The sequence below is a fragment of the Pseudomonas juntendi genome (assembly GCF_009932375.1).
GTDB lineage: Bacteria > Pseudomonadota > Gammaproteobacteria > Pseudomonadales > Pseudomonadaceae > Aquipseudomonas > Aquipseudomonas juntendi.
Genome location: NZ_BLJG01000198.1, coordinates 1 through 12,752, shown reverse-complemented (window position 1 = coordinate 12,752; position 12,752 = coordinate 1). Strand labels below are relative to the sequence as shown.

Below are 12,752 nucleotides of genomic sequence, written 5' to 3'. Positions count from 1 at the left end.
GGGTGGATCGTCCTGTGCGGCAAGGGCTGTGGAGGTTGGACAGTGGCGGGCGGCGCAAAGTTACGCGTCGGCGCTTTCTTCATCCAGTAGACGAAGGGCGGTTTCACCTACCTTGCGCACGGCAGCCTCGATCTGCGGCGTTGGCCGCGCGGCGAAGTTCATGCGCAGGCAGTGGCGGAACTTGCCCGAGGCCGAGAAGATACTGCCCACCGCCACCTGAACACCTTGCTCCAGTAAAGCGCGGTTCAGCCGCAGCGTGTCGAAATGTTCGGGGAATTCCACCCACAGCATGAAGCCGCCCTGCGGCCGGCTGACCCGGGTACCCGCCGGGAAGTAGCGCGTTACCCAATCGCTCATCAGGTCACGGCCACGCTGGTACTGGCTGCGCATGCGCCGCATGTGGGGCTGGTAGTGCCCGCCGGCGATGAAGTCGGCAATTGCCAGTTGCGGCTGGCTGGCGCTGCTGCCGGTACTGATGTATTTCATGTGCAGCACCCGTTCCAGATAGCGCCCAGGTGCCACCCAGCCCACCCGCAGGCCGGGGGCCAGGGTTTTGGAGAACGAACTGCAGAGCAACACGCGGCCATCGTCGTCGAATGACTTGAGGGTGCGCGGGCGCGGGTAGGTGTAGGCCAGGTCGCCGTACACATCGTCTTCCAGGATCGCCACGTCGTAGCGCTGGGCCAGGCTGAGCAAGGCCTTCTTGCGCGCCTCGGGCATGATGTAGCCGAGTGGGTTGTTACAGCTGGGGGTGATCTGAATGAGCTTGATCGGCCACTGCTCCAGGGCCAGCTCCAGCGCTTCCAGGCTGATGCCGGTGACCGGGTCGGTGGGGATCTCCAGCGCTTTCATGCCCAGGCCCTTGAGGGTTTGCATGGCGCCGTGGAAGCTGGGCGAGTCGACTGCAACGATGTCGCCTGGCTCGCAAACCGCGCGAATGCTGCATGACAGCGCTTCATGGCAGCCTGTGGTGATCACCAGGTCGGCCGGGCCCAGGCGGCAGCCGGAATCGAGCATCAGCCGCGCTACCTGCTCGCGCAGCGCCAGGTTGCCATGGATATTGTCGTAATACAGCCCCGGCATGTCCTGGCGCCGGCTCAACTGGGCGAGGCTGCGCAGCAAAGGCTTGAGGGTTGGGCTGTCGATATCGGGCATGCCGCGGCCGAGTTGCACCACGTCCTTGTGCGGGGTGCTGCGCACCAGCTCGAGTACCTGTTCCCATTGCGAGATGTCCACAGGGCGCTGGGCCGGGCGGCTGACTGCAGGCAGCGCTGGCAGCTGGCGGTGGTCGCTGACGAAATAGCCGGACTTGGGCCTGGGCGAGACCATGCCGCTGTCTTCGAGCATGCGGTAGGCCTGCTGCACGGTGCTCAGGCTGACCCCGTGCTCCACGCTCAGGGCGCGTACCGACGGCAGGCGCTGGCCTGGGCGATACAGGCCCTGCTCGATGCGGGCACCGAGCAGTTCGGCGAGGTTGAGGTAAAGGGTCAAGGCATACTCCTGGGCTACCTGCAGGCAGCGACCGGTACAGTTGCCTGGAAAATACAGCATTCAGTCGGCCGCCAGCCAATGCTGTATGGGAATAATAAGGCTGTTTTGGATCTGTATTGCCGGTATCGCCCTCGCGCATGCTTTCCCTACGGTATCGACTGAACGGGGAGGGTGCGGTGATGGGGGGCATGAGCGATGTGCGCTTGCAGCTGTTGGCCAAGGAACTGGAAACCGAGCAGCAGGCCAAGGTGTTCAACGCGCCGCAGGGGTTGGGGCGCTGGGGCCTGATGCTGCACCGCTGGCGTACCCGCAGGGCGCTGTTGCAGTTGACCGATGCCGAGCTGCGCGATGTTGGGCTGAGCTGGGAGCAGGCGCGGCTCGAAGGCCGCAAACCCTTCTGGAAGGACTGACACGATGGTCGCTGGAGGGCCTGTTGTGCCCCAGACTTGAAACTTGCACCGAACCTGTGGGAGCAACTGTCTTGCTCAATTTCAAAAAGCTGGCGCGATCCCTGTGGCAGCGGGCTTGCCCGCGAACACGGGCGAAGCCCGTGCCATCCACCACGGGGTTGGCTTGGCGGGCACGCCCGCTCCCACAGGGGGGCTAGTCAGCTTTAGATTTTAAGCAAGACAGTTGCTGCCACCAGGATGGGGCCTTTCAGGCCAGCTCTTTGAGGCGATGCCACAGCATCCCCAGCGCCAGCAGTGGCGAGCGCAGGTGCTGGCCGCCAGGGAAGGTGATGTGCGGCACCTTGTTGAAAAGGTCGAAGCGCCCGCTTTCCTGGCCGCTGATGGCTTCGCCCAGCAGGCGCGCGGCCAGGTGGGTGGCGTTGAGCCCATGGCCCGAGTAGGCCTGGGCGTAATACACGTTCGGCTGGCTGCCCAGCCGGCCGACCTGCGGCAGGCGGTTGGCGCCGATGCCGATCATGCCACCCCACTGGTAATCGATGCGTACGTTGGCCAACTCGGGGAACACCTTGAGCATCTTCGGCCGCATGTAGGCGGCGATGTCCTTCGGGTCTCGGCCCGAGTAGTGGCAGGCACCGCCGAACAGCAGCCGGTTGTCGGCTGACAGGCGATAGTAATCCAGGGCTACCCGTTGGTCGCACACTGCCATGTTCTGCGGCAGCAGCCTGCGGGCGCGTTCCTCGCCCAGCGGCTCGGTGGCGATGATGTAGCTGCCCGCTGGCAGCACCTTGCCGCCCAGTTCGCGGTTGAGGTTGTTGTGGTAGGCGTTGCAGCACAGCACCAGGGTCTTGGCGCGCACCCGGCCTTGGGCGGTATGCACTTGCACTGATGTGCCGTAGTCGATGCGGGTAACTTCGGACTGCTCGAACAGCTTCACCCCCAGGCGCGCGGCCACGGCCGCTTCGCCCAGGGCCAGGTTGAGCGGGTGCAGGTGCCCGGAGCCCATGTCGATCAGCCCACCCACATAGCAGTCGGCGCCGACCACGCTGTGGATATCGTCCTTGCCGACCAGGCGCAGCTCGTGTGGGTAGCCGAGGCTACGCAGCTCTTCGGCGTCTTCGGCAAAGCCCAGCAGCTCGGCGGGTTTGTTGGCCAGGTCGCAGTAGCCCCAGGTCAGGTCGCAGGCAATGGCATGCCGCTCGACCCGCTCGCGCACAATCTGCACGGCCTCCAGGCCCATCAGCTTCATGCTGCGCACGCCGTCCTCGCCAATCACCGGCAGAAACTGCTCCAGACCATGGCCGACCCCGCGAATCAGCTGGCCGCCGTTGCGCCCACTGGCGCCCCAGCCGAGTTTGCGCGCTTCCAGCAGGATGACCGAGAAGCCACGCTCGGCCAGCTCGATGGCGGTGTTCAGGCCCGAGTAGCCGCCGCCGATGATGCACACGTCAGCGTTGTGTTCGCCTTGCAGGTAGGCGTGGTCGGGGTGTGGCGCGCTGCTGGCGGCGTAATAGGAGGCTGCGTGCTGCGCGCTGTGGATCATTGGGTAGGTCCTGAGTTGTTATCGGCCAAAAATGGAGGATAAGCTCGGGATCAAGAAGGGGGCAACCAAACGGCCCATTCAGGGGCGTCTGGTGCTCTCAACCGGCAAGGCAAAGGCCTGCGTTGGCTCAGGCGCATCCATAGTGCCGGCACCACGAATGTCGTATAGCTGATGAGCGGTGCGGATTGCGGAAAGTATTCCGCTGTCGGTTTGTGTGGGCAGTTTGTTAAGACTCATGCGTATCAGCGTGTTTGACGCATTGAGGCGGATAGTCGCTGAAAGCGCTGGGTCATTGGCTAGCGACTTTGCCTGAGTAATCTCGGCGAGTGAGTTGACCATTATCAGTTGGCCTTCACGCAGTTCCAGAACCGACTCCCTTGGCTGCGGTGTACTGCTGTATGGCCGTGATCGATTGTTGCTGTTGATGGGCGGCGCATTTTGATCGTACAGGGGGGGAGCTTCCCCCCAGCCAAAGTAGGAAGGAGGAGCTTGTTCATTGTTTGCGGCCCCAAGCGGTTGAGCTGGCACGCCGGGAGGGGTTGGTGAGTAGGGAGGCGGAGTAGCCGGTGTCCGGTGATGGCGGCGGCGCAGGACTTTTGACCTGATCCGGTTCATGAACTCTCCAGTGCACCCCGACGGGTCGGTGTAGTTGATGGGGTCGTTCAAACAATAGGCATAAGCATTGGTCCCACCTTTGAAGAACGGGCTCTGTGAGTCACCGCTAAGGAAGCGCATCAACACAGGGCTATAGCTGCGGCGACCGGCGCCGAGCGGATAGCATCCACTGGCAAGATCCAAACGTTCCCCGGTGAAGCCAATGTTTGTTGAGCAGTTAGCGAAGATATGGCCAAAAGGAGTAAAGCTGAATGGTCGACCCACACCATCCGAGTTTCCCATCAAAGGTGTTTTCCGATGATCAACAGCTTGCAGATTGGTGACTGTGGGCTTAATTTCGGCGAGGGAGAAATCTGATGCCCGGAAGATGCGTTGTGTTTCCCGAGAGCTTTTCAGCACGGTAAGCTTGAGTCCGCTGTAAAAGAACAGAATGTGGTTCTTCATCAGATGGGGCTCGCTTAGCTGAAGGGGGATGTCTCGTCAGTTTGTAGAATGATTAGGCTTACCCACAACTGCCAAAATTAGCAGGTCCACTGCTTCCATCCAGCACAAGCGTTACGCAAATATTCAGCCATGTCCTGCAACCGCCACAAGATCCACTTCCTGCGCGAACTCATCCCTGCCTTCGAGTGCGAACCCGGCTGCCACGACTGCTGCGGCCCGGTCACCACTTCGGCCGAAGAAATGGCCCGCCTGCCGCGCAAGTCCCAGGCCGAGCAGGATGCCGCCCTGGCGCGCCTGGACTGTGTGCACCTGGGCCCCAATGGCTGCATGGTGTATGAAGAACGGCCGATGATCTGCCGCTTGTTCGGCACCACCCCGCGCATGGCCTGCCCCCGTGGCCGGGGCCCTGAGCCGATGATCGACCCTGGCGCCGAGCAGCTCGTTCACCAGTTCATCGCCAGCACCCGCCAGGTGTTGGTCTAGCGTCAGTCCGGAATCGGCAGGCAGAGGCTCTCCTTCACCTCTTCCATCACGATGTAGCTCTTCGACTCGCGCACGTGCGGCAGCTTCAGCAGGATGTCGCCGAGCAGCTTGCGGTACGAGGCCATCTCGGAAATGCGCGCTTTCACCAGGTAGTCGAAGTCACCGGAAACCAGGTGGCATTCCAGCACGTGCGGCAGCTTCAGCACCGCGCGGCGGAACTCTTCGAAGGTGTCACCCGACTTGTAGTCCAGGCTGATTTCCACGAACACCAGCAGGCTACCCTTGAGGTGCTGGGGGTTCAGGCGGGCGTTGTAGCCCATGATGATGCCCTCGCGCTCAAGGCGGCGAACCCGCTCGGTGCAAGGGGTGGTGGACAGCCCGACTTTCTCGCCCAGTTCGGTGAAGGAAATACGCCCGTCATTCTGCAGGATACGCAGAATGTTGCGGTCGATCTTGTCCAGTTCACGCTTGCTCTGGTGCTGGGTTCTCATAGGGGATGCCCCTCCGTGAAAGGCGATTATGCCGAGAATTCTCGCCAATAATAGGCTTTTATATAGTGAATTGCACTGCCCTCGAATTTCTATACTGCGCCCATCCATGCCATTTCCATAAAAGTCTGCGGCGTGCCGCGTGTGAGGGATACAACGATGCGAGTTCTGGTACTTGGTAGCGGTGTGATTGGAACCGCCAGTGCCTACTACCTGGCCCGGCAAGGTTTCGAAGTGACGGTGGTCGACCGCCAGCCGGCGGTGGCCATGGAAACCAGCTTCGCCAACGCCGGCCAGATCTCGCCCGGCTATGCCTCGCCCTGGGCCGCCCCGGGTGTGCCGCTGAAGGCCATCAAATGGCTTATGGAGCGCCATGCACCCTTGGCAATCAAGCTCACCGGAGACGTTGACCAGTACCTGTGGATGGCCCAGATGCTGCGCAACTGCACCGCCAGCCGTTATGCGGTGAACAAGGAGCGCATGGTGCGCCTGTCCGAGTACAGCCGTGACTGCCTCGACGAGCTGCGCGCCGAAACCGGCATCAATTACGAAAACCGCAGCCTGGGCACCACCCAGCTGTTCCGTACCCAGGCCCAGGTCGATGCTGCGGCCAAGGATATCGCCGTGCTTGAGCAGTCTGGCGTACCGTACGAATTGCTGGACCGCGATGGCATTGCCCGCGTCGAGCCGGCCCTGGCCGGTGTGAAAGACATTCTCGCTGGCGCCCTGCGCCTGCCCAACGACCAGACCGGCGACTGCCAGCTGTTCACCACCAAGCTGGCCGACATGGCGCTGAAGCTGGGCGTGGAGTTCCGCTTCGGCCGGGACATCCAGCGCCTGGACTTCGCCGGCGACCGCATCAATGGCGTGTGGATCGACGGCAAGCTGGAAACCGCCGACCGTTATGTGCTGGCGCTGGGCAGCTATTCGCCACACATGCTCAAGCCGCTGGGGATCAAAGCCCCGGTCTATCCGCTGAAGGGCTACTCGCTGACAGTGCCGATCACCAATGGCGACATGGCGCCGACCTCGACCATTCTCGACGAGACCTACAAGGTTGCGATCACCCGTTTCGACAACCGTATCCGCGTTGGCGGCATGGCTGAGATTGCCGGTTTTGACCTGTCGCTCAACCCGCGTCGGCGTGAAACACTGGAGATGATCGTCAACGACCTTTATCCTCGCGGCGGTGATCTGAGCCAGGCTAGTTTCTGGACCGGTCTGCGTCCGGCCACCCCGGACGGTACACCGATTGTCGGTGCCACGGCGTTCCGCAACCTGTTCCTCAATACCGGTCACGGCACCCTGGGCTGGACCATGGCGTGCGGCTCCGGGCGCCTGCTGGCAGACCTGATCGCGCGCAAGAAGCCGCAGATCAGCGCCGAGGGCCTGGACATTTCCCGGTATGGCAACAGCCGGGAAGTGGCCAAGCACGGGCATGCTGCGCCGGCTCACCAGCAGTAAGGTCGTCTGTACCGGCCTCATCGCCGGCAAGCCAGCTCCCACAGGACCTCCGCAGTTCTCAGGCCCTGTGAGAGTCCTGTGGGAGCTGGCTTGCCGGCGATGAATCCAACACCGATTTCAACCCGAACCACCTTAAGGCACCCGCCATGCGACCCGCCCGCGCTCTGATCGACCTCCAGGCCGATGCCTCCCACAGGATCTCCACAGTTCTCAGGCCCTGTGAGAGTCCTGTGGGAGCTGGCTTGCCGGCGATGAATCCAACACCGATTTCTAATTGAACCACCATAAGGCAGCCGCCATGCGTCCCGCCCGCGCCCTGATCGACCTCCAGGCCCTGCGCCACAACTACCGTCTGGCCCGTGAACTGACCGGTGCCAAAGCCCTGGCCGTGATCAAGGCCGATGCCTACGGCCACGGCGCCGTGCGCTGTGCCCTGGCCCTGGAGGCCGAAGCCGATGGCTTTGCCGTGGCCTGTATCGAAGAGGCGCTGGAACTGCGCGGTGCCGGTATCAAGGCCCCGGTGCTGCTGCTGGAAGGCTTTTTCGAAGCCAGCGAGCTGGCAATGATCGCCGAGCACGATCTGTGGTGCGTGGTGCACTCGCTGTGGCAACTGGAGGCGATCGAGAAGGCGCAACTGCGCAAGCCGCTAAGTGTCTGGCTGAAGCTGGACAGCGGCATGCACCGGGTGGGCTTGCACCCCAAGGATTACCACGAGGCCTACCAGCGCCTGCTGGCCAGTGGCAAGGTCGCGCGGATTGTACTGATGAGCCACTTCGCCCGTGCCGACGAACTGGATGCTGAAGCCACCGCGCAGCAGATCGCCGTGTTCGAAGCTGCACGCCAGGGCCTTGCCGCCGAGTGCAGCCTGCGCAACTCCCCCGGCGTGCTGGGCTGGCCGCAAGCGCCCAGCGACTGGGTGCGCCCAGGCCTCATGCTGTATGGCGCCACGCCCTTCGAGGTGGCCCAGGCCGAAGCTGTGCGCCTGCAGCCGGTGATGACCCTGCAATCGCGGGTGATCAGCGTGCGTGAGTTGCCCGCCGGCCAACCGGTGGGCTACGGTGCCAAGTTCGTCAGCCCGCGGCCGACCCGTGTTGGCGTGGTGGCCATGGGGTACGCCGATGGCTACCCGCGCCAGGCGCCCAATGGCACGCCGGTGCTGGTTGCTGGCAAGCGCGCCCCGTTGATCGGCCGGGTGTCGATGGACATGCTCAGCATCGACCTCACCGATGTGCCCGACGCCACGGTGGGTAGCCCGGTCGAACTGTGGGGCAAGCAGGTACTGGCCAGTGAAGTGGCGGCACAGGCTGGCACCATTCCTTACCAGATCTTCTGCAACCTGAAACGGGTCCCCCTGGACTACGTCGGCGAATGACACGCTGATGCGGACAGGTTGAGGGCGGTGTGTTGTAAATACTGAACGGCATTGCCATGATATCGTTCACATCCACCCCCCCTTTCTACCGTTTCAGGAGGCTCCAGCTTTGGACGTCGGCGAACGACTGCAAGCCATCCGCAAGCTCAAGGGCCTGTCCCAGCGCGAACTCGCCAAGCGCGCTGGGGTGACCAACAGCACCATCTCGATGATCGAGAAGAACAGCGTAAGCCCCTCCATCAGCTCGTTGCGCAAGGTGCTGAGCGGCATTCCCATGTCCATGGTCGAATTCTTTTCGGTCGAACTGGAGGCGCAGAGCCCTGCGCAAATCGTCTACAAAGCCCACGAGCTGATCGATATCTCGGACGGTGCGGTAACCATGAAGCTGGTCGGCAAGTCGCACCCCAACCGCGCCATTGCCTTCCTGACCGAGGTCTACCCGCCGGGCGCCGACACCGGTGCCGAAATGCTGACCCATGACGGTGAGGAAACCGGCATTCTGCTCGAAGGCCGCCTTGAGCTGGTGGTCGGCAACGAGGTCTTCATCCTCGAGGAAGGCGACAGCTACTACTTCGATAGCACCCGCCCGCACCGCTTTCGCAACCCGTTCGACCAGCCTGCACGGCTGATCAGTGCCGCTACGCCCTCAAACTTTTGATCCAGCGCAGTGCATTGATTCGGCAATACCCCTTTCCCGTGTAGGGTCGTTTCACCGCCTTCAGGTTGCCGCTATACTTTTCAGCGCTCGCTGTTTCGTGGCCGCGGGCGTGATTAGCCACCATGAGGGTGTTCGCGTGAACCAAATCAAGAAGATGCTGGCCGTACCAGCAGCCGTATTCGCCCTCTGGGCAATGAGCGCAACCGCTGCGACCAATGACGACATTGCTAAGCGCCTGGAACCCGTTGGCCAGGTCTGTGTGCAGGGCCAGGAGTGCAAAGGCATGGAAGTGGCGGCGACCGCGGGTGGCGGTGGTGCCAAGACCCCGGACGAGATCATTGCCAAGCACTGCAATGCCTGCCATGGCAGCGGCCTGCTCGGCGCGCCCAAGGTGGGTGATACCGCGGCCTGGAAGGAGCGAGCCGACCACCAGGGCGGCCTGGATGGCATCCTGGCCAAGGCCATTACCGGCATCAACGCCATGCCACCGAAAGGTACATGCGCGGACTGCTCGGACGACGACCTGAAAGGGGCGATCAAGAAGATGTCCGGGCTGTGAGCTGCAGCTGTATTTCACCAGGCCCGCCATTGATGGCGGGCTTTGTTTTTGTGGCGTCTTTACCGGCCCGCTCGCGGCAACCAATCAACGCCGTGACGACATTGAGACAGATTCTGTACAACTAGCTTTTCTACCAGTTGTATCTACGGATTTTCCGCCGAATACTGGAGCATCTTAAGGTGGTGAGTATGGAGCAATGGATTCGGTTCCAGAGGGCGGAAACTGTTCGGAACAAAACACCGCCAGTCTAAGGCAATCGGCAAGGCTGATTACCGGCAGCTCTCATCAAGGTCTGGGGTATACGCCTTACGGCTACCAAACGACCACCCCGAGTCTGCTCGGCTTCAATGGTGACCGCCTGGATCCTGCTTCCGGTCACTATCCACTGGGCAATGGCCATCGATCATTCAGCACATCATTGATGCGGTTCATTAGCCCGGACAGGATGAGTCCCTTCGCAACTGGCGGATTGAATTCGTACGCGTACTGCCTTGGAGATCCCATAAACCGACATGATCCCAGTGGTGAAAATTCGGTTGCTAGGTCTTTCGTTAAACTCTACAGACGTCTCAGCCCCAAAAAACTGAACTTGCCTCCCATTGTAAACCAGCTCGCATCAGCGGAGACCGAAGCGCATTTCATTAGTTACCGCAATATACCAGATGAATACAGAATCAACGTTGTCAATAAAACTGACAGAGTGCCAGATGATTATGATTTGATTGGCTTTCATGGTAGCCAGAATAAGCATAAGCAGTCGTTGGAGGCTGGGGTGAATGCAAGCCTTTTGAAGCGCGATCTTTTAGGCAAAGGGCTCTATGCATCGACAAATTATAGGCACGCTAACAAGTATGCTGGAAAGGATGGACGGATTTTTGCGGTGTACGGAAGAGGAGTTGAGCGGTGGAGAGTGGGCGTGCAATTTGATCGTCCGAGTCCTGACATTCTGCTGATTAGGCCGCCTACGTTCAGCAATATTATTGTGCGGTCAGAAGTTAGAATGCCGCTTAGGCTTCTCCATCAACTCAACGGCGACACATTCTGACTAGCAAGTTTGGCCAATCGGACCCTGAGACCTCTGTGCTGCATGGAAATGCGACGTTTGTGAGGTGGTGCCTAGCCGATAAAGGCCCGGCAACCAACCTTCAGAATCCATGTCCAACTCCTGAACCCATGGATGTTTCAGGAGGCCCAGATGCACCTCTGCTCCATCGACCAGGCTGTCGAGCAGGTCTTGTCCCGGCTGCCAGCCCATATCCACATGGGCCTGCCGCTGGGCCTGGGCAAGCCCAACGCCTTCGTCAACGCCCTCTACGCCCGCGTGCGCGAACTGCCCGAACGGCGGCTGACCATCTACACCGCCCTGTCCCTGGGCCGGCCGGCACTGGGCGACGGGTTGCAGCGGCGCTTTCTGGAGCCTTTCGTCGAGCGCGTGTTCGCCGACTACGAAGAACTCACCTACCTCAACGACCTGCGCAACGACACATTGCCCGCCAACATCCGCGTCGAGCAGTTCTTCATGCAGCCGGGCAGCTTGCTGCACAGCGAATCGGCGCAGCAGGACTACGTCAGCAGCAATTACAGCCACGCCGCGCGGGATATCAACGCCAAGGGCCTGAACCTGATCGCCCAACTGGTGGCTGCCACGCCCGAAAAGCCCGTGCACCTGAGCCTGGCCTGCAACCCCGACATCACCCTCGACCTGCTGCCCATGGTCGCCAAACGCCGCGCTGCCGGTGAAACCATCCTCATGCTGGGGCAGGTGCACGCCGAGCTGCCTTACATGCCTGGCGATGCCGAGCTGCCGATCGACGCGTTCGACCTGTTGCTCGACGAGGCCGAACAACGCCGGCTGTTTTCCACACCGAACATGCCGGTCGGCATTCAGGACCACTGCATTGGCCTGCATGCCAGCAGCCTGGTGCGCGACGGCGGCACGCTGCAGATCGGTATTGGTGCCATGGGCGATGCGGTCGCCGCGGCATTGCTGGCGCGCCAGGGCGACAACGCCGGCTACCGCGCGGTGCTTGATGCACTCGATGTCGGCCCCTGGCAGGCGCTGATCGAACGGGAAGGGGGGCTGGATACCTTCGCTCAAGGCCTCTACGGCTGCAGTGAGATGTTCGTCAACGGCCTGCTGGTGCTGGCCGAGGCAGGCTTGTTGCGACGCCCGGCGGATGAGCAGGGCGCGTTGTTGCACGGTGGCTTCTTCCTTGGCCCGCAGGCGTTCTATCAGCGCTTGCGCGAGATGCCGCTGGAGCAGCGTGCACAGTTCGTCATGACCCGTATCAGCTTCATCAACGAACTCTACGGGCAAGAGGAACTCAAGCGCCGCCAGCGCCGCGATGCGCGCTTCATCAACACCGCATTCGGCATGACCCTGCTGGGTGCCGGGGTGGCCGACCAGCTGGAAGATGGCCGAGTGCTCAGTGGTGTCGGTGGGCAATACAACTTCGTTGCCCAAGGCCATGCGCTGGAGGGTGGGCGCTCGATCCTGCTGTTGCGCAGTTGGCGTGAGGCGGGCGGCGAGGTGACGTCGAACATTTTCTGGGCGTACGGCCACTGCACCATCCCCCGACACCTGCGCGATATCGTGGTGACCGAATACGGCATCGCCGACCTGCGTGGGCAGACCGACAGCGAAGTGATTGCACGGTTGCTGGCGGTAAGCGATTCACGGTTCCAGCAGGGGCTGATCGAGCAGGCCAAGAGTGCCGGCAAGCTGCACAAGGGCTTTGAGCTGGACGCGCGCTTTGCCGACAACACCCCGCAACGCCTTGAGGCGGTAAGGGCGCAGCATGCACGGTTGTTCCCCGAGTATCCGCTGGGTACGGACTTCACTGCCGAAGAGCAGGACCTGTTGCGGGCGCTGAACTGGTTGAAGAGCAAGTTCAAGTTGAGCGAGGTGCTGGAGCTGGGCAAGGCCGCGCTGGATGCGCCGGGGCCGGAGGGGTATGAGCAGCATCTGGAGCGGATGGGGCTGGATGCTCCGCAGGGGTTGAAGGAAGAACTTTATCAGCGGCTGTTGCTGGCGGGGTTGGCGGCTACCTGATGAATTGCCGGGGCTGCTTTGCAGCCCATCGCCGGCAAGCCAGCTCCCACAGGGATCGGCTTAGGGCTGACAGGTGTTTGCCACAAGGTATGCAGCGCCTGTTAGAGCGAGCGCCGCCCGCGCGGCGCATGCGCGCGGCGCCGCTCGTCGCTACGTTTCTTTCGGGCCAATTATTG

The 12,752-nt window shown here is 61.9% G+C and carries 12 protein-coding genes; 8 read left to right on the top strand and 4 right to left on the bottom strand.

Translation table 11 applies throughout. The annotated features are described in order from the left end of the window. Nucleotides 1-60: 60 nt before the first annotated feature. Nucleotides 61-1,491 (bottom strand): aminotransferase-like domain-containing protein, encoded by a 1,431-nt coding sequence (locus GYA94_RS21135; RefSeq protein WP_161893043.1) that lies wholly within the window; start codon nucleotides 1,489-1,491, stop codon nucleotides 61-63. Between the two features lie 179 nt (nucleotides 1,492-1,670). Here GYA94_RS21135 and GYA94_RS21130 point away from each other — a divergent pair, with 179 nt between their 5' ends. Next, nucleotides 1,671-1,901: a DUF1127 domain-containing protein gene (locus GYA94_RS21130; protein WP_029885735.1), complete on the top strand. Its 231-nt coding sequence runs from the start codon at nucleotides 1,671-1,673 to the stop codon at nucleotides 1,899-1,901. Nucleotides 1,902-2,148: 247 nt separating this feature from the next. Here the strand turns inward: GYA94_RS21130 and GYA94_RS21125 are convergent, their stop codons facing one another. Further along, the gene (locus GYA94_RS21125) at nucleotides 2,149-3,441 is read right to left on the bottom strand and encodes an NAD(P)/FAD-dependent oxidoreductase (RefSeq protein ID WP_110679412.1); all 1,293 of its coding nucleotides are present in this window, start codon (nucleotides 3,439-3,441) and stop codon (nucleotides 2,149-2,151) included. Between the two features lie 78 nt (nucleotides 3,442-3,519). Then, nucleotides 3,520-4,500 carry an RHS repeat-associated core domain-containing protein gene (locus GYA94_RS21120; RefSeq protein WP_110679411.1) on the bottom strand — a complete coding sequence of 327 codons (981 nt, stop codon included), beginning with the start codon at nucleotides 4,498-4,500 and terminating at the stop codon, nucleotides 3,520-3,522. A 129-nt stretch (nucleotides 4,501-4,629) separates the two neighbouring features. Here GYA94_RS21120 and GYA94_RS21115 point away from each other — a divergent pair, with 129 nt between their 5' ends. Then, nucleotides 4,630-4,983, top strand: coding sequence for a YkgJ family cysteine cluster protein (locus GYA94_RS21115; protein ID WP_161893042.1), 354 nt, complete (start codon nucleotides 4,630-4,632; stop codon nucleotides 4,981-4,983). Nucleotides 4,984-4,985: 2 nt separating this feature from the next. Here the strand turns inward: GYA94_RS21115 and dadR are convergent, their stop codons facing one another. After that, nucleotides 4,986-5,474 carry a transcriptional regulator DadR gene (gene dadR / locus GYA94_RS21110; RefSeq protein WP_003258963.1) on the bottom strand — a complete coding sequence of 163 codons (489 nt, stop codon included), beginning with the start codon at nucleotides 5,472-5,474 and terminating at the stop codon, nucleotides 4,986-4,988. 156 nt (nucleotides 5,475-5,630) lie between these two features. On the opposite strand from dadR, the gene dadA reads away from it, so the two are divergent. The 6 genes from dadA (at nucleotide 5,631) to GYA94_RS21080 (ending at nucleotide 12,576) form a co-directional block, all read left to right on the top strand. Then, nucleotides 5,631-6,935, top strand: coding sequence for a D-amino acid dehydrogenase (gene dadA, locus GYA94_RS21105; RefSeq protein ID WP_110679410.1), 1,305 nt, complete (start codon nucleotides 5,631-5,633; stop codon nucleotides 6,933-6,935). 298 nt (nucleotides 6,936-7,233) lie between these two features. Then, nucleotides 7,234-8,307 (top strand): alanine racemase, encoded by a 1,074-nt coding sequence (alr, locus tag GYA94_RS21100; protein WP_161893041.1) that lies wholly within the window; start codon nucleotides 7,234-7,236, stop codon nucleotides 8,305-8,307. A gap of 109 nt (nucleotides 8,308-8,416) precedes the next feature. Next, nucleotides 8,417-8,965, top strand: coding sequence for a cupin domain-containing protein (locus tag GYA94_RS21095; protein ID WP_161893040.1), 549 nt, complete (start codon nucleotides 8,417-8,419; stop codon nucleotides 8,963-8,965). Nucleotides 8,966-9,119: 154 nt separating this feature from the next. Further along, complete coding sequence (locus GYA94_RS21090; RefSeq protein ID WP_033690433.1) at nucleotides 9,120-9,524, top strand: c-type cytochrome; 405 nt, start codon at nucleotides 9,120-9,122, stop codon at nucleotides 9,522-9,524. A 196-nt stretch (nucleotides 9,525-9,720) separates the two neighbouring features. Further along, nucleotides 9,721-10,569, top strand: a complete 849-nt coding sequence (locus GYA94_RS21085; RefSeq protein WP_110679406.1) for an RHS repeat-associated core domain-containing protein — start codon at nucleotides 9,721-9,723, stop codon at nucleotides 10,567-10,569. Nucleotides 10,570-10,719: 150 nt separating this feature from the next. Then, the gene (locus tag GYA94_RS21080; RefSeq protein WP_110679405.1) at nucleotides 10,720-12,576 is read left to right on the top strand and encodes an acetyl-CoA hydrolase/transferase C-terminal domain-containing protein; all 1,857 of its coding nucleotides are present in this window, start codon (nucleotides 10,720-10,722) and stop codon (nucleotides 12,574-12,576) included. Nucleotides 12,577-12,752: the final 176 nt, after the last annotated feature.

Excerpts from the sequence above, each read along its gene's own strand:
- GYA94_RS21130 (WP_029885735.1), top strand. The coding sequence starts at position 1,671 with ATGGGGGGCATGAGCGATGTGCGCTTGCAGCTGTTGGCCAAGGAACTG.
- GYA94_RS21125 (WP_110679412.1), bottom strand. The coding sequence starts at position 3,441 with ATGATCCACAGCGCGCAGCACGCAGCCTCCTATTACGCCGCCAGCAGC.
- GYA94_RS21120 (WP_110679411.1), bottom strand. The coding sequence starts at position 4,500 with ATGAAGAACCACATTCTGTTCTTTTACAGCGGACTCAAGCTTACCGTG.
- GYA94_RS21115 (WP_161893042.1), top strand. The coding sequence starts at position 4,630 with ATGTCCTGCAACCGCCACAAGATCCACTTCCTGCGCGAACTCATCCCT.
- dadR (WP_003258963.1), bottom strand. The coding sequence starts at position 5,474 with ATGAGAACCCAGCACCAGAGCAAGCGTGAACTGGACAAGATCGACCGC.
- dadA (WP_110679410.1), top strand. The coding sequence starts at position 5,631 with ATGCGAGTTCTGGTACTTGGTAGCGGTGTGATTGGAACCGCCAGTGCC.
- alr (WP_161893041.1), top strand. The coding sequence starts at position 7,234 with ATGCGTCCCGCCCGCGCCCTGATCGACCTCCAGGCCCTGCGCCACAAC.
- GYA94_RS21090 (WP_033690433.1), top strand. The coding sequence starts at position 9,120 with ATGCTGGCCGTACCAGCAGCCGTATTCGCCCTCTGGGCAATGAGCGCA.
- GYA94_RS21085 (WP_110679406.1), top strand. The coding sequence starts at position 9,721 with ATGGATTCGGTTCCAGAGGGCGGAAACTGTTCGGAACAAAACACCGCC.
- GYA94_RS21080 (WP_110679405.1), top strand. The coding sequence starts at position 10,720 with ATGCACCTCTGCTCCATCGACCAGGCTGTCGAGCAGGTCTTGTCCCGG.